Source organism: Paraburkholderia dipogonis, assembly GCF_046027395.1.
GTDB lineage: Bacteria > Pseudomonadota > Gammaproteobacteria > Burkholderiales > Burkholderiaceae > Paraburkholderia > Paraburkholderia dipogonis_A.
The window spans coordinates 1-14272 of the sequence record NZ_JAQQEG010000033.1; the positions used below are offsets into that span (position 1 = coordinate 1).

Sequence of the window (14272 nt, forward strand, 5' to 3'; positions counted from 1 at the left end):
CGTATCCGTGCCCCAACCCGCCGGCGCGCCCCCGGTTGGGGGGCCCGCGCAAAAAGGTTCAGAGGTCGGCCGGCAGCGGCGCACGCAGCCACTTCTGCGAAATCGCGTTCATGGTGCCGTCCTTGCGGGCCTTGGCAATCGTTTCGTCGACCTTCTGCTTCAGACGTGGCTCGTTCTTGTTCAAACCGACGTGATCAGGCGAGCTGAACAGCGAGAACTTCTGCTCGGGATCGTTGGCGGGATGACGCGCGAGAATCGTGGCGCCGACGTCGTTGCCGACTACCATCAACTGTACCTGACCAGAAAGGAACGCCGAAATTGCGCCGTTAGGATCGTCGAAACGTTTGATGTTCGCCGTGGGCGGCGCGATCTTGGTCACGCTCAGGTCTTCCAGCGTGCCGCGCGCGACCGAAATCGACTTGCCGGCGAGGTCGGCGGCGTTCTTTACGGGCAGGGCTTTCGGGCCGAACACGGCGAGGTAGTACGGCGCGTACGGCTGCGAGAAGTCGATCACCTTTTCACGTTCCGGCGTCTGGCCGACCGACAGCAGCATGTCCGCCTTGTGGTCGGCGAGGTAGGCCATGCGGTTGTCCCCCGTCACCTGCACGAGTTCGACCTTGGCGTTGAGCGCCTTGCCGATCAGGTTGGCGACGTCGATGTCGTAGCCCATCGGTTTCATGTCCGGGCCGATCGAGCCGAACGGCGGATAGTCCTCGAACACGCCGATGCGCACCGTGCCCGACTTGGCGATGTTGTCGAGCGCGTCCGCATGCGCGGCCGACGGCAACGCGCACAGTGCGCCGAGGGAGGTGAAGGCGAGCGTCGCGGCGAGCGTGGCGAACACGCGGCGGGTGCGGGTTTGGGCAGCGGGGCGGTGGTTCATGATCTTTCCTCTGTCGAAAATGTCGGTATTGGAATGGGTTTTAGTGGCGTGCGATTCAGTGCCCGACCCGCGCGGCGATCAGTTTGCACGCATGCGGCGGCAATTCCGCGAGCACCGGCATGCCGAGCGTGAGCCCCGGCGTTTCGCGCGGCGTGGTGGCGGCGGTCAGCGTGAAGCCGGCGCAGTCGATGGTCGCTTCGAGCGACGCGCCCACGTCGCGGATAAACGTCACGGTGCCTTGCAGCCGGTTCGGGCCTGCCGCATCGGATGCGGCTTTCACGCACACGTCTTCCGGGCGGATCAGCAGACGGATATCGCTGCTGGACTCCGGCACGCGCGCCGGTTGCACGACGCTGATGCGCCGGCCGCCCGGCAGGCTCACGCCGCCCGCGCCGTCGTACGTGACCGGCAGGATATTGCCGAGGCCGATGAAGTCGGCGACGAACTCGCTGACCGGATCGCGATAGATATCGAGCGGCTTGCCGACCTGCGCGATGCGGCCTTTCTCCATCACGACGATCTCGTCGGCCATCGTCATCGCTTCGCGCTGGTCGTGCGTGACCATGATCGTCGTGATGCCGAGACGCTGCTGCAGCAGGCGGATTTCCACCTGCATCGCTTCGCGCAGCTTGGCGTCGAGCGCGGAGAGCGGCTCGTCGAGCAGCAGCAGTTTCGGCTGCGAGGCGATCGCACGCGCAATCGCCACGCGCTGGCGCTGGCCGCCGGAGAGTTGCGTAACCGGCCGGTTCGCCATGTGCGGCAGCTGGATCAACTCCAGCAACTCGCTCACGCGCCGCGTCTGCTGGTCCTTCGCGGTCTTGCGCAGCTTCAGCGGATACGCGATGTTTTGCGCGACCGTCATGTGCGGAAACAGCGCGAGCGATTGAAACACCATGCCGAAGTCGCGCTGGTTCGCCGGCAGCCGCGTAATGTCGCGTCCGGCGAAATGGATGCTGCCCGAGGTCGGCGTTTCCAGGCCGGCGATCATCCGCAGCAGCGTGGTCTTGCCGCAGCCGGACGGGCCGAGAAAGCACACCAGCTTGCCGTCGGGCACGCTCAGATCGACGCTGTCCACGGCATGCGCCACGCCGAAACGCCGGGTCACGGCCTGCAACGTTAAATGGGTCATCGGATGCTCCAGCAATTGGGCGTCATGGGCGCGTGTTCAAAAGAGGCGGTCACAGCGCGACGCCTTCGTCGCCGATCAGCTTTTCGAGCAGCCAGATCAGCGCGAAGTCGATCGCGACGATGAACACGGCGAAACAGAACACGGTGGGATCGAGCGACGACACCGTGCGGCTGTACAGCCACACCGGCAGCGTCATCGTATCGATGCCGTACAGGAAGAACGTCACCGTGAATTCGTTGAACGAGATGATGAACGCGAACAGCATGCCGGCGAGAATGCCGGGGCGCATCAGCGGCAGGATCACGTCGACGAGCGCACGGCCAGGACTCGCGCCCATCACGCAGGCGGCCTCTTCGAATTCCGGACCGATGGAGGCGACCGACGCCGCGCAATTCTTCACGGTGAACGGCAGCGCCAGAATCACGTGCGCGATGATCAGGCGGAACACGCCGAGTTCGACCGGTAGCACGTTGAACACCAGCAGCAGCGACAGGCCGAGCATCACGAGCGGATAGACGAGCGGCAACGCGACCAGTTGTTCGACCGCGGGCTTGCCGCGAAAGCGGTAGCGGCTCAGCGCGTAGGCGGCGGGCACCGAGACGAGCGTGGCGATCACCATCGTCGACAGCGCGACGATCAGGCTCGTGCGCAATGCGCCGCCCATCGACAGCGTGTCGCTCGCGTCCGGCGACACGAAGCTGTGCCACGCGGCGCGATACCAGTGCAAGCCGTAGGCGTGCGGCGGGAATTCGAGCGTGTCGGCCGCGCTGAACGACATCGTGATCATCGTGAGGATCGGCAGCGCGGCGAGGAACAGAACGATCGCCGCGAGCAGGGCGGTGGCCTTGCCGAGCTGGCCGGGCATGACGGCCGGCAAGCGTGGTGCACGCGACTGCAAGCGCGGCGGCGCGGTTTGAATAGGCGTGCTCATGCGTGAGGCTCCTCGGCGAGACGCTGCGTACGGCGCACGAGGCGCTGCGACAGCGCCATCACCGTCAGCGTGGCGACCATCAGTACGACACCCGATGCGGAGGCCGCCGGCCAGTTCAGCAAAGGCGCGACCTGATCGTGGACCAGCACGGCCAGCATCGGCACGCGTCGTCCGCCGAGCAGCAGCGGCACGGCGAACGCGCTCGCGTTGTAGGCGAATACGAGCAGCGCGCCGGATACGAGACCGGGCATGGCGAGCGGCAACAGCACGTGACGCAGCGTTTGCCAGCGTGTCGCGCCGAGCGTGGCGGCGGCTTCTTCGTAGGAGCTCGAGACCGCGCGCATCGCGCTCGAAAGCGGCAGCACGGCGAGCGGAAACGCCGTCTGGATCAGGCCGAGCAGCACGCCGTTTTCGCGGTACAGCCACATCAACGGACGTTGCACGAGGCCGCTGCCGAGCAGCGCGTGATTGAGCAGACCGGCCGGCCCGAGGATGATCAGCCAGCCATAGCCTTGCAGCAGCAGATTGACCAGCAGCGGCAGCAGCACGCCCGCGAGCAGAAGCCGTCGTGCGAGCCGCGACTTCGTGCGCGCCATCGCCAACGCGACCGGAATCGCCAGCAGCACTGCGCAGATCATGCTTTGGAACGCTAGCTTCAACGTGAGCCACAACGACTTCATGAAGTAGCCGTCGAGCAGGTCCGCGTAGTTTTGCAGCGTGAAGCCGCGCCACTCGTTGCCTTGCGTGCCGAAGCTCATGCGCAGCACCACCAGCGCCGCCGCGCCGAGGATGGCGAGAAACAGCAGGATCGGCGCGAGCAGCAGCCACGGCCGCGCCCTTGCCATCGCGGTGGCGGCGGGCGTGTCCGGTCCTGGACCGGACCCGGCGTCCGGCATGGCAGCGGACGAAGCAGCGGACGCCGATGAAGCACGCCGCGAAAAGCGCGCGAGCATCGCGGTCATGCCGAGAAGATTTCGGTGTAACGCTTGATCCACGCCGGCTGCACCACGGCGAGCGCCTTGTCGTCATGCAGCACGGCTTTCTCGGCGATCTGCTGCGGACTCGGCACGAACGCGCGGCTCTCGGCGGGAATCACCGCTTTCGAATTGACCGGGCCGTTCAGCACGTCGGCGGCCATGCGGCCTTGCACGCCCGCGTCGAGCGAATGGTTGATGAAGGCGTGGATCAGATCGCTGTCGCCCGGATGCGCCTTGGGGATCACGGTGAACATCAGCTGCGTGGCGAAGCCTTCCTTCATGCCGTAGGTCACGCCCATCTTGTACTCGGGCTTGCGGATCTGGTTGGGGAAGAACGCCGGTGAATAGATGCCGCCGATATCGAGCGAGCCGGTGCGGAACAGATCGGCCACCTGGTTCGGGTTCTCGCCGAGCGTCATCACGCGATCTTTCAGCTGCATCAGTTTCTGAAAGCCCGGCTCGATGTTCTGTTGCGAGCCGCCGTTCATCTTCGCGGCGATGATCGCGAGATCCACCGCTTCGGCCCACTCGGGCGGCGGCAGGAACAGGCGGCCGGCGTATTTGGGATCCCACAATGCTTCGTACGATGCCGGCGCGGTTTTGACCGTCGACGTGTTGTAGATCAACCCGTCCGACCACAGCAGATAGCCGACGCCGAAGCCGTTCGCGCCCGTGCGGTACTGCGCCGCGACGTCTTTCAGGTTCGGCAGCTTGTCCAGATCGGGCTTCATCAGCAAACCGGCGTCGCCGAGACCGGCCGCGCCGACGCCGGCTAGCGTGATGACGTCGTAGGTCGGGCGATCGCCCGCGGCCTTGACCTTCGCAACCATGCCGGAGGTGCCGTCGGCGCGGTCGGCGATCACTTTGGCGCCGGTTTTTGCGGTGAACGTGGCGGCGATATTGCGCAAAGCGGCGGCGCCCGTGTCGTCCGACCAGGTCAGGAGGCGCAACGTCTTGCCGCTGAAGTTGTGTTCCTGAGCGCGCAGATTGATGAACGGCATCGGCAACGTGGACGCCGCGAGCGCCGCGCCGATCGTCTTGATGGCCTGCCTTCTACCCCGTTTGATCTCTTCCATGGCGATCTCCTGTGTTGAACGCCTGTTGCCTGGTGATATCGCTGTGACCGCCGCCGCTGCATCGCTCGTTTGCGTTGCTTCCCTGCGCTGCGTGTGGATGCACTCTAGGTTTGCCAAAATCCCTCAACAAACGAAATATGCGCATGGAGGGCATGACGTAATCTCATGCAACGGCCGTCGCGCGACCGGAGCGGCGCACGCCGGTCAGAGGGCGGGAGCGCCGAGGCAGTAACGCATGCGGGTTAACGTCCATGTTTCGTCGACGATTCGCGCTCCCGTGGAGGTATGAGGAAAGCTCGGTTCTGGTGCGGTTGTGGACGTGCTTTGCCCTGTGCCGGTGCATGCTGGACTGGTTAACGGCAAGGTTCGGCGCCGGCATGAGCCGAATGCATGACCGTCGCGTTGGCTGCTTCTCGTACGGCAATTTGTGATCGCGTATCCTGTAGGACCGCAAGAGGCGTTTTTGCGGCAGGCGATACTCCCGCCGCCACGCCCAAGCAATGAATTTTCCTGATCGTACTGGATACCCACGATGCGACGCCTACCGCCGCTCAACGCGCTGCAGATTTTCGAAACCGTGGCGCGGCATCGCAGTTTCACGCGCGCCGCCGACCATCTATGCCTGACACAGGGCGCGGTCAGCCGGCAAATCATCGCGCTCGAGGACTACTACAAGTTTCCGCTCTTCAAGCGCCATGCGAAAGGCCTGACGCTCACCGCCGAAGGGGAATTGTTGCTGCCGGCCGTGAAGGAGAGCTTCGCGCGCATCGAGGAAATTTCGCTGCGCCTCACACGGCAGCGCACCGATCTCGCACTGAAAGTGCCGACCTGTGTGATGCGCTGGATGCTGCCGAAAATCATGCGCTTCCAGGCCGAGTATCCAGAGTTGCACGTGCAGATCACGACCACGTGGCAGCACGACGTCGATTTCCAGCTCGAACCGTTCGACGCCGCGATCATTTACGGCTCGTCGCCGGGGGCGGACGTGCAGGCGGTGCCGTTGTTCGAGGAACGTCTGACGCCCGTGTGCGCGCCCGATCTGCTGAAAGACAAGCCGCTTGCCGAGGTGGCCGACCTCGCGCGCCACACGCTGCTGCATCCCACGCGCGATCATCGCGACTGGAAGATGTGGCTCGCCAAGGTGACCGAGATCGATGCCGCAAACGCCGCGGCGATCGACGCCGAGCACGGCCCGAGCTTCGACACGCTCGATATGGCGACCAACGCCGCGTTACAGGGGTTCGGTGTCGCGATCAGCGATCTTGCGCTGATCGACGAGGACGTGGCGGCCAGGCGTCTCGTGCGGCCGTTCGATACGGTGCTCAGGACCGGCTGGCGTTATTACTTCGTCTACCCGGACTCGGTCGCACATCAGCAGAAGCTGAATCTGTTTCGCGACTGGATCGCGGCGCACTGGGAGGAGTAGTCCGGCTATCGTGTGGCGGCGTGGGTCAGCGGATCCGACGCCGCTCCTTCAGGCTCTGACGCCCGAGGTCAAGGCGCGAACGACAGAAACAGATACGCCGCGAACAGCGACAGATGCACGGCGCCTTGAAGAATCGTCGTGCGGCCCGAGCTGAGCGTGAGCGTGCCGACTATCAGCGTGAGGACGAGCAGCACGGTTTCCTTGCCGTCGATGCCGAGCACCAGCGGCTGGCCGGTGTACAAAAACACCCCGGCCACGGTCGGAATGGTCAGCCCGATACTGGCCAGCGCCGAGCCGAGCGCGAGATTCAGACTGTTCTGCAAGCGGTCGGCGCGCGCCGCGCGCACGGCGGCCAGCCCTTCAGGCAGCAGCACGAGCGCGGCAATCACAATGCCGACTACGGCGGCCGGCGCGCCCGCATTTTTGACTGCGGTTTCGACCACCGGCGAGAGCACCTTCGCGAGCAATACCACCGCGACGAGGCACACCAGCAGCAAGCCACCGGCCGCCCGCGCCTGGCCGGCGCTTGGCGGCGCGGCGTGGACGTCCTCGTCCGGCGTGGCAGCCAGGAAGTAATCGCGATGGCGTACGGTTTGCACGAACACGAACACGCCGTACAGCACGAGGGACGACACCCCGGCAAACGCCAGTTGCGAAGACGACAGGATCGGACCGACGCTGGTGGTCGTGTAGTTCGGCATGACCAGCGTCAGCACGGACAGCGACGCGAGCACGGCTAGCGCGGCAGCGGCGCCACGGCTTTGAAAATCCTGCTCACGATGGCGGATGCCGCCCACCAGCAGGCAAATGCCGACAATGCCGTTGCAGACGATCATCACCGCGGCGAATACGGTGTCGCGCGCGAGACCGGCCTTTTCCGGACCGGATGTCAGCATGACCGAGACGATCAGCGCGACTTCGATCACGGTGACGGCCACCGCCAGCACCAGCGTGCCGAACGGTTCACCGACCCGATGCGCGACCACTTCCGCATGATGCACCGCCGTGAAGACCGCCGCACACAGCGCCACGCCGACCAGCGCGAGCAGCAGGCCGCTGTCCGGCATGGCATATGCGATACCGAGCACGATCCACGCGACGAATGGCGCGGCAATGGTCCAGCGGGGCAGAACGGTCGCGGGCGTGGTCATTCGGGCTTCCTTTTAATGCTTGTAGTGAGTGGCCCGGCGGGGCGTGATCGGCTTCCGCCTTGGCTTGAAGCGAGCGCACAGATTCATGCATCTTCTAATCAACACGCGCTAACGCATTAAATTATAAAGGATAGTTGTTCGTAGACGGGGCTTTGTCGAGTCTCAGGGCCACATGACGACGGCGTGCGTCCGGCATGCTGTAGAGCAAACGGCGACTGCTGGAGAAAGGGATCGGGTCACGCAGAATCGCGCGGGTAACGCGTCGCGGACGTGGCCGGTGCGTGGCTAATGCGCGGTGGCTATGGCGACCGGTATGCATTGAGGTTCCGTCGGCTGAACGCGGGATGTCGGGAAACCCCTGGTGTGTCGAGGATACTGCGGGCGCGCCGCATCCGGCGAAACCGCTCCGGTGGCGCCAATGCCTTGCGAGAAGGCATTGGCGTCCCGCTATGTCGTTACAGCAGGTTCACTCGATTTACTGGCCGACCGGACGAATCGTCAGGGCGTTCTTGACCGACGTCACGCCGGCCACGCCTTGTGCCGCCTGAGTGGCCAGGTCGACTTGCGGCTGCTCGGGCACGGAGCCCGCCAGCGTCACTGCGCCGCCACGTGCACGCACGGTGATGTTCGCCACGCTCAGGCCCTTGGTCTTCGACAGTGCGGTGCGGACCTTGCGTCCCAAGGCGCGATCGGCCGCCTTGGTCTGCTTGGCCGTCGGTGACGCCGATGCCGCCGCCGGAGCTGCGGCATCGCTGCTCTGCGCATACGCATTGAGGGACGCGAGAACAATCACCGCGCTGCCGATCATCTTGATTGCCGGGAATGCTTTCATTCAACTCTCTCCTATTGTCATGGGTACAACCGCCCCCGAATGAGGCAGTGCGCTACACCAGCAGGTACATCGGGATCAAAACTGAATGGAACGTGCTGCGGATCGTGCGAATGCTTTCAATCTGTATGCTGATTCGGGCGGGCCGAAACACACGCGAGCCGGCAAAGGCTGTGCTGCAGGCCGGAAACACACGATACTCCAATTAGTGCCATGGTGATGGCAGCGCAGCACGGAAGTGAGGTTTTGGTACAACGAATGGGCCGATGAAAACTGGCCGATGGCGCTCAACCGCTGGAACCAATGCGTTGCCTCGCGCCGTTTGCGGCGCTCGGCGGCCCGATTCCACGCATCCCCCATACCGTTCGCCTATCTTTTGAGTCCTCACCATGCGCTTTAAAAATAAGGCCTGACGCATGCGCAAACATCAACTTCCCATCCTGCCATTGCTTCGTGACGAATTACCCCTCGATACCGTCGAACTCGCGCGCTTCATGATCGGCAAATACCTCGTCCACGATCTGCCCGAAGGGCGTGTGAGCGGACGAATCGTCGAGACCGAGGCGTATCCGCTCGGCGATTCGACCAGTCATGCGTTCATGGGCCGTCGTCCGTATAACGGTTCGATGTTTCTCGCGCCGGGTCACGCGTATGTGCGGCTCACCTATGGGCTGTCATACATGCTCAACATGTCCGCCGAAGCGGAAGAGGTTGGCGCCGGTATTCTGTTGCGCGCGATCGAGCCGCTCGAAGGCCTGCCGCTCATGGAAGCGCGACGGCCCGGCGTGCCGCTGCGCGATCTCGCGCGCGGGCCCGGCCGGCTCACGATGGCGCTCGGCATCGGCCCGGCGTTCGACGGCTGGGATCTGTGCTCGGGCCGCAGCTTGTGGATCGGCGTCATGGAACGGGGCGAAGTGCCGGTGGGGGTAACGACGCGCATTGGCTTGTCGCGCGAAATGCATCGGCCGCTCAGGTTTTTCGAACCCGGCAGCGCCTTTGTCAGCGGGCCGCGCAGGCTCCTGCTGATGCCCCAGTCCGGTGCGCCGAAAAGGGCGTAAATTTGCCCGGCGATCACGCGTCAGCCGGCACAACACGCTCAGATCAGACGTATTTTTGAAACTTCAGACACAAAGGGTTACGATCCCGACAATTATTACGTCAAAGATGCTATTTGGATCGGGTGCCGCGGTAATTTTCGGATCATTCTTGCAATTTCGACAATTATCTATCTCGAAATTAAGGGTTTTCCCTTGGCGATCTGATGACTAGACTGAAATCACTCGCTTCTCACATGGTGTGGCAAGCGTCGCAAATAAAACCAGGTCTGGAGGTAAGTCATCATGAAATCGCTCATCAAGGCAGTCGCCATTGCAGCCGTTCTCGCCGCTCCGATCGCTTCGTTCGCTCAGTCGAGCCAGCAGCCGGTCAGCCGCGCGGAAGTTCGCGCCGATCTGATCCGGGTCGAACAAGCCGGCTATAACCCGGGCACGTCCAACGACTCGACCTATCCGGCCGACATTCAGGCTGCCGAACAGCGCGTACAGGCGCAAAATCCGGCCGTCGCGCAGACTCAGGAACCGGTCGCCGATACCAGTGGTTACGGTGGCGCGACGAGTGGTTCGTCGCAAGCCGGCGGCGTGGTTCAGCCGATGTCGGGTCCGAAGTCGGTGTACTTCGGTCATTAAGCCAGCGAGGGAGCCGGTTGCGGAGGTGGATTCAAGCCTTGGCGGCCGGCTCTTCAGAACGTCGATCGAGGCGAAGGCGAGCGGATCAACCGGTAGCGTTTCGTCTCGAAGCGAAATGCAGTAGGCAGTCAGCAAGCAGTGTGAAATTGCTATCGACGTGCGCGCTGCACTCATGGCGCGCAGGTTTCAACCGTCGAATTGATTCGGGCGCGACGCGCGGCAGCAGAGCCGCGAGCGCCACAAGACCGCCGTGCCGCGCGAGTCGCGGCCCACGAGTCAAGGAACCTCCGCTGCCGCAAGGTAGCTTCGCCCAACCGTTTCACGGATTGGGCGTTTTTTGCGCGTCTGGTTCTGCCGCGTGTGCCGTCTGTCAGGGCCGCTCGCCGTGAATATAGAACTCGAGCTGCTGAATCGTGAACTGCTGTTCGGCGATGATGTTCTTCACCAGATCGCCGATCGATACCATGCCGACCAGCCGGTCATTCTCGATCACCGGCAAGTGGCGCATGCGCCGCTCTGTCATGAGGGCCATGCAGTCGTCGGTGGTCTGATCGGGGCGGACAAAGCGCACGGCCTTGCTCATGATGTCGCGCACCGGCGTGGCCTTCGACGAACGGTCCATCAGCACGACCTTGCGCGCATAGTCGCGCTCCGTGACGATTCCGGCGATGCTGTCGCCGTCCGTGACGACCAGCGCGCCGATGCCCTTTTCAGCCATCAGCTTGATCGCGTCGTAGACTGAGTCGTCGGCCCCGACAGTGAAAACGGTGGTGTTGTTCGGTTTCGTTTTAAGAAGCTGTGCAACGCTTGTCATGGAGCGGCTCCGTTTCGCAGTGCAGCACGCCGGCGCGGCGCGCTGTCGTGAGGGACAGGCCATTCCAGTATAGGCGTGACGCGGCACCGGGGTACTTCGGGAATACCTGTGGCGCGCGCTACGTTTAACTCGGGTAGCGGCGCGCCGCGACGGCGGTTCCGTGCTGTATGCAAGGGCATACGGGTGCGGGATGCCGATTAGCGGTAAACTCCCAGTCCGTACCTTATTCCCGGTTTGATCGGGTTCATGTCAGCACCATTGTCTAACGCCATGCTCACGTCTCACGATCCGTCGCCTGTAGTAGACGGCGCACCCAACGGCGAATGCGTCATTCTCGACGCCACCGCCACGCTTCCCACGCGCTACGGCACGTTCACTTCCTACGTGTTCCGCGTATGCGAGAGCGGCGCCGAACATCTCGCGCTCGTGATGGGCGACGTCGCCAACCAGTCGTCCGTGTTGACGCGCCTGCATTCCGAGTGCCTCACCGGCGACGTGCTCGGCTCGTACCGCTGCGACTGCGGCGAGCAACTCGACCTCGCGCTGCGCTACATCGCGGCGGAAGGCTGCGGCGTGCTGCTGTACCTGCGCGGCCACGAAGGGCGTGGCATCGGCCTGTCGAACAAGATTCGTGCGTATGCGCTGCAGGAGCAGGGGCGCGACACTGTCGAGGCCAATCTCGATCTCGGCTTGCCGGACGACTCGCGCGAATACGACTCGGCCGCGGGCATTCTGCGCACGCTGAAGGTCACGTCGGTGCGCCTGATGAGCAACAATCCGGAGAAGTTCGACACGCTGTCCAAGCACGGCATTCCGGTGTGCGAGCGGGTCGCGCTGGCGATTCCGATGCGCGAGGAAAACGAGCGTTATATCCGTACGAAGCAGGTCAAGTTCGGTCATTACTTCGATGAGAACGAATGAGCCACGCTTATGCACCGGCCGCCGTGTGTGAACGGCAGCCGGCGTTGTAGCGGCGGATTCGTCGATATCTTGCGCCCGGCATGCCGGGCGCTTTGCTTTGTGCCTTCGATATATCGAAGTGCGGCGGATCAGAACAGGCTGAAGTCGTCGTTGCTGTCGGGAATTGCGTTGAGCACGTCCCGCAGCGCGCGCCAGCCCAGCCATCCCACGAGACTTGCCGATATCGCCAGCCAGCGCCGCGCGCGCATGCTTATGCGCGTCGACTGCGTTCGATGTTGAGATGCGACCTTGCGTGCATCGATCGATGCGCGTAGCAAAGGGCAGGTATGCATGCGGTCTCTCCTCTTTAGCGAGCGGTGCCGTCGGCAGTTGCCGCAGCAGCGGCCACGCGCGGCAGAATCGCCGCCAATACTTCGGCTAGCGTCGTCGCGCCGAAACGCCGCTCGCCGATGTCCGCTTCGACGTCGATACGACCCGCGTTGTGCGCGTCGTAGAGATCGGTGATCAAACGCGCGTGATGTTCGCCGAGCCCCGCGCCTTGCAGCACCGTGGCCCATTCGCCGCGTGGCACTTCGCGTGCCACGACCGCACGGCCCGCCAGTTCGCTAATCGTGCGCGCCACGTCCAATGCGCTGACGCGCTCATCGCTTTCGATGCTCACGACACGCGGTGAGACCGGCTGCACGCTGTCGTCGAGCAACAACTCGGCGGCCAGCAGGCCCACGTCCTGTGCGGCGACGGTCGGAAAGCGCTTGCTCAACGGATGATGCAGACTCGGCAGCGCGCCTCTCGCGAGCGCGATCGGCAGCACGCGAGCCCAGTTGTGCATGTGTTCGGCGGCGCGCAGAAACATCAACTGCGAGTCCACCGTTCGCAGTTGCGTTTCAAGCTCGTGAAACAGCGTGGTGATGCCCGTGCCGGCCGCATGTTCCGCGCCGTAGTCGGAGAGCGCGAGAATGCGGGAGGGCGGGTTGGCGCGCAATGCCGCCATGCTCACGTCGATCGTGCGCCGCATCGCCTGTGCGGGATCGGCGTGTCCGCGCGGCACTGGACATAGCAGTTGCACGGCATGCGCGCCTTCGATTGCGCGCGCCACCATCTCGGCGTCGAGCAGATCGGCGACGGCGATCTCGCAGCCGATCCCGGCGAGGAATTCGCCCTGTTTTTTATCGCGGACCACCGCACGCACGTTGCGGCCCGCCCGGCGCAATGCCGCCGCGCTCACTGTGCCGACATTGCCGGCTGCTCCAAAAATCACGAACACGTTGCGCTCCTTGTTGGCTCGGTATGGCCTCATCTTAGGGGCGCAGCGATCACGGGGCGCGCGGGCACGGATCGCGCCGCGCAGATTCGGATGACGGTTTTATCCGCCGCGGCGCCGCAGCAGGAGCGATGAAACACGTAGAGTCGAGCGAAGCCGCAAAAAACGCCGCACAATGTACTCACATTGGCCGCCGTCCACGAGGGAAGCAATGAATGCAGTGACACCGATACCTGTACTGCAACCGCAGCCGCATAGCGGTTCCCGCGTCGTGTTGCGTTCGAGCAGGCTGCTCGGCTGGCAAGGCTTCGGCGCGGAACTGGTCAACGTGTCGGCCGGGCTGCACCGTATTCCCGCGTTCAAATTTCACCGGGTGGGCGTGCATGTCGGCGCGCCCGTCAAGGCACGCTGCCTGTGCAACGAGCGCCGCTACTCGCGAATCCAGGCGCATGGCGATGCCGACGTGATTCCCGCCGGACTCGACGGGCAGTGGAGCGATGAAGCCGCCTGCACGATTTTCAGCGTGTGGATCAGCGAGGCGTTCGCGCAGCGGACCGTCGAGCAACTGTCGCTGAAATCGAGCGGCGCGCAACTGCGCCCGCAATTCCAACTGCGCGATCCGCGCTTTCAGCATCTCGCCTGGGCGTTGCGCGCCGAACTCGAAGCGGACGAGGCATCCGATCCGCTTTACGCCGAAAGCCTGTGTACGGCGATGGTGGTGCGACTGATCGGCGGTGCGCCGACGCTCGATAACAAGCGGCGCACGCTCGCGCCGAAAACGGCCGCGCGCGTGATCGAGTTCATCGAAACGAATCTGGACCAGCGTCTCACGCTGACCGAGCTGGCCGCGCTCGCCGAGTTGAGCGTGCCGCATTTCAAGGTGTTGTTTCGCGAGACGCTCGGCGTGCCGGTGCATCAATACGTGGTGCAGCGGCGCGTGGAGCGCGCGCGGACGCTGCTGCTGCAAGGCAAGCTCAACGCGAGTCAGATCGCGCTCGATACGGGCTTCGCGCATCAGAGTCACATGGCGCATTGGATGGGCCGCTTGCTGGGTGTGACGCCGCGCGAGCTGATCAGGTCGAGTGCGAATGCAGGCAACATTGTCGAGTTCGATTCGAGCAATTCTCGCCGCATTGCTACACCGCGCTAGACCCTCGAATGGCGCCATGCGCGCGGCCTCACTGAATCG

At 63.9% G+C, this 14272-nt stretch carries 15 protein-coding genes; 5 read left to right on the forward strand and 10 right to left on the reverse strand.

All coding sequences use genetic code 11. The features are described 5' to 3' along the window. Positions 1-58: 58 nt before the first annotated feature. The 5 genes from PQR32_RS29230 to PQR32_RS29250 are packed head-to-tail and all read right to left on the reverse strand — an operon-like array spanning position 59 to position 4996. Entirely contained in the window at positions 59-883 is an 825-nt protein-coding gene (locus PQR32_RS29230) for a transporter substrate-binding domain-containing protein (RefSeq protein ID WP_408235174.1), read from the reverse strand. Positions 884-938: 55 nt separating this feature from the next. Beyond that, positions 939-2012 (reverse strand): ABC transporter ATP-binding protein, encoded by a 1074-nt coding sequence (locus PQR32_RS29235; RefSeq protein WP_408235177.1) that lies wholly within the window; start codon positions 2010-2012, stop codon positions 939-941. A gap of 49 nt (positions 2013-2061) precedes the next feature. Next, on the reverse strand, positions 2062-2943 hold the full coding sequence (locus PQR32_RS29240) for an ABC transporter permease (RefSeq protein ID WP_408235180.1): 882 nt from the start codon (positions 2941-2943) through the stop codon (positions 2062-2064). Beyond that, positions 2940-3905: an ABC transporter permease gene (locus PQR32_RS29245; RefSeq protein ID WP_408235183.1), complete on the reverse strand. Its 966-nt coding sequence runs from the start codon at positions 3903-3905 to the stop codon at positions 2940-2942. Before PQR32_RS29245 ends, PQR32_RS29240 begins: the two co-directional genes overlap by 4 nt. Then, entirely contained in the window at positions 3902-4996 is a 1095-nt protein-coding gene (locus PQR32_RS29250; RefSeq protein WP_408235186.1) for an ABC transporter substrate-binding protein, read from the reverse strand. Before PQR32_RS29250 ends, PQR32_RS29245 begins: the two co-directional genes overlap by 4 nt. A 532-nt stretch (positions 4997-5528) precedes the next feature. Between PQR32_RS29250 and PQR32_RS29255 the strand changes: the two genes are divergently transcribed. After that, entirely contained in the window at positions 5529-6422 is an 894-nt protein-coding gene (locus tag PQR32_RS29255) for a LysR substrate-binding domain-containing protein (RefSeq protein WP_408235189.1), read from the forward strand. Between the two features lie 68 nt (positions 6423-6490). On the opposite strand, the gene PQR32_RS29260 is transcribed toward PQR32_RS29255, so the two are convergent. Continuing rightward, entirely contained in the window at positions 6491-7573 is a 1083-nt protein-coding gene (locus PQR32_RS29260; RefSeq protein ID WP_408235192.1) for a calcium:cation antiporter, read from the reverse strand. Positions 7574-8048: 475 nt separating this feature from the next. Next, positions 8049-8405 (reverse strand): BON domain-containing protein, encoded by a 357-nt coding sequence (locus tag PQR32_RS29265; RefSeq protein WP_408235194.1) that lies wholly within the window; start codon positions 8403-8405, stop codon positions 8049-8051. A gap of 413 nt (positions 8406-8818) precedes the next feature. Between PQR32_RS29265 and PQR32_RS29270 the strand changes: the two genes are divergently transcribed. Together PQR32_RS29270 and PQR32_RS29275 are read left to right on the forward strand one after the other, a co-directional pair. Then, positions 8819-9460 (forward strand): DNA-3-methyladenine glycosylase, encoded by a 642-nt coding sequence (locus PQR32_RS29270; RefSeq protein ID WP_408235197.1) that lies wholly within the window; start codon positions 8819-8821, stop codon positions 9458-9460. Between the two features lie 282 nt (positions 9461-9742). Then, positions 9743-10087: a DUF4148 domain-containing protein gene (locus PQR32_RS29275; protein WP_408235199.1), complete on the forward strand. Its 345-nt coding sequence runs from the start codon at positions 9743-9745 to the stop codon at positions 10085-10087. Positions 10088-10457: 370 nt separating this feature from the next. Here the strand turns inward: PQR32_RS29275 and PQR32_RS29280 are convergent, their stop codons facing one another. Next, positions 10458-10901, reverse strand: coding sequence for a CBS domain-containing protein (locus PQR32_RS29280; RefSeq protein WP_054036399.1), 444 nt, complete (start codon positions 10899-10901; stop codon positions 10458-10460). A 270-nt stretch (positions 10902-11171) separates the two neighbouring features. Between PQR32_RS29280 and ribA the strand changes: the two genes are divergently transcribed. After that, entirely contained in the window at positions 11172-11822 is a 651-nt protein-coding gene (gene ribA, locus PQR32_RS29285) for a GTP cyclohydrolase II (protein ID WP_408235537.1), read from the forward strand. A 128-nt stretch (positions 11823-11950) separates the two neighbouring features. Here the strand turns inward: ribA and PQR32_RS29290 are convergent, their stop codons facing one another. Continuing rightward, entirely contained in the window at positions 11951-12154 is a 204-nt protein-coding gene (locus tag PQR32_RS29290; RefSeq protein ID WP_408235202.1) for a hypothetical protein, read from the reverse strand. Between the two features lie 14 nt (positions 12155-12168). Continuing rightward, positions 12169-13086 carry an NmrA family NAD(P)-binding protein gene (locus tag PQR32_RS29295; RefSeq protein WP_408235205.1) on the reverse strand — a complete coding sequence of 306 codons (918 nt, stop codon included), beginning with the start codon at positions 13084-13086 and terminating at the stop codon, positions 12169-12171. A gap of 208 nt (positions 13087-13294) precedes the next feature. Here PQR32_RS29295 and PQR32_RS29300 point away from each other — a divergent pair, with 208 nt between their 5' ends. Beyond that, positions 13295-14233, forward strand: a complete 939-nt coding sequence (locus tag PQR32_RS29300) for a helix-turn-helix domain-containing protein (RefSeq protein ID WP_408235208.1) — start codon at positions 13295-13297, stop codon at positions 14231-14233. Positions 14234-14272 lie beyond the last annotated feature (39 nt).

Excerpts from the sequence above, each read along its gene's own strand:
- PQR32_RS29300 (WP_408235208.1), top strand. The coding sequence starts at position 13,295 with ATGAATGCAGTGACACCGATACCTGTACTGCAACCGCAGCCGCATAGC.
- PQR32_RS29235 (WP_408235177.1), bottom strand. The coding sequence starts at position 2,012 with ATGACCCATTTAACGTTGCAGGCCGTGACCCGGCGTTTCGGCGTGGCG.
- PQR32_RS29255 (WP_408235189.1), top strand. The coding sequence starts at position 5,529 with ATGCGACGCCTACCGCCGCTCAACGCGCTGCAGATTTTCGAAACCGTG.
- PQR32_RS29260 (WP_408235192.1), bottom strand. The coding sequence starts at position 7,573 with ATGACCACGCCCGCGACCGTTCTGCCCCGCTGGACCATTGCCGCGCCA.
- PQR32_RS29250 (WP_408235186.1), bottom strand. The coding sequence starts at position 4,996 with ATGGAAGAGATCAAACGGGGTAGAAGGCAGGCCATCAAGACGATCGGC.
- PQR32_RS29245 (WP_408235183.1), bottom strand. The coding sequence starts at position 3,905 with ATGACCGCGATGCTCGCGCGCTTTTCGCGGCGTGCTTCATCGGCGTCC.
- PQR32_RS29240 (WP_408235180.1), bottom strand. The coding sequence starts at position 2,943 with ATGAGCACGCCTATTCAAACCGCGCCGCCGCGCTTGCAGTCGCGTGCA.
- PQR32_RS29230 (WP_408235174.1), bottom strand. The coding sequence starts at position 883 with ATGAACCACCGCCCCGCTGCCCAAACCCGCACCCGCCGCGTGTTCGCC.
- PQR32_RS29280 (WP_054036399.1), bottom strand. The coding sequence starts at position 10,901 with ATGACAAGCGTTGCACAGCTTCTTAAAACGAAACCGAACAACACCACC.
- PQR32_RS29270 (WP_408235197.1), top strand. The coding sequence starts at position 8,819 with ATGCGCAAACATCAACTTCCCATCCTGCCATTGCTTCGTGACGAATTA.
- PQR32_RS29275 (WP_408235199.1), top strand. The coding sequence starts at position 9,743 with ATGAAATCGCTCATCAAGGCAGTCGCCATTGCAGCCGTTCTCGCCGCT.
- PQR32_RS29265 (WP_408235194.1), bottom strand. The coding sequence starts at position 8,405 with ATGAAAGCATTCCCGGCAATCAAGATGATCGGCAGCGCGGTGATTGTT.
- ribA (WP_408235537.1), top strand. The coding sequence starts at position 11,172 with ATGCTCACGTCTCACGATCCGTCGCCTGTAGTAGACGGCGCACCCAAC.
- PQR32_RS29290 (WP_408235202.1), bottom strand. The coding sequence starts at position 12,154 with ATGCATACCTGCCCTTTGCTACGCGCATCGATCGATGCACGCAAGGTC.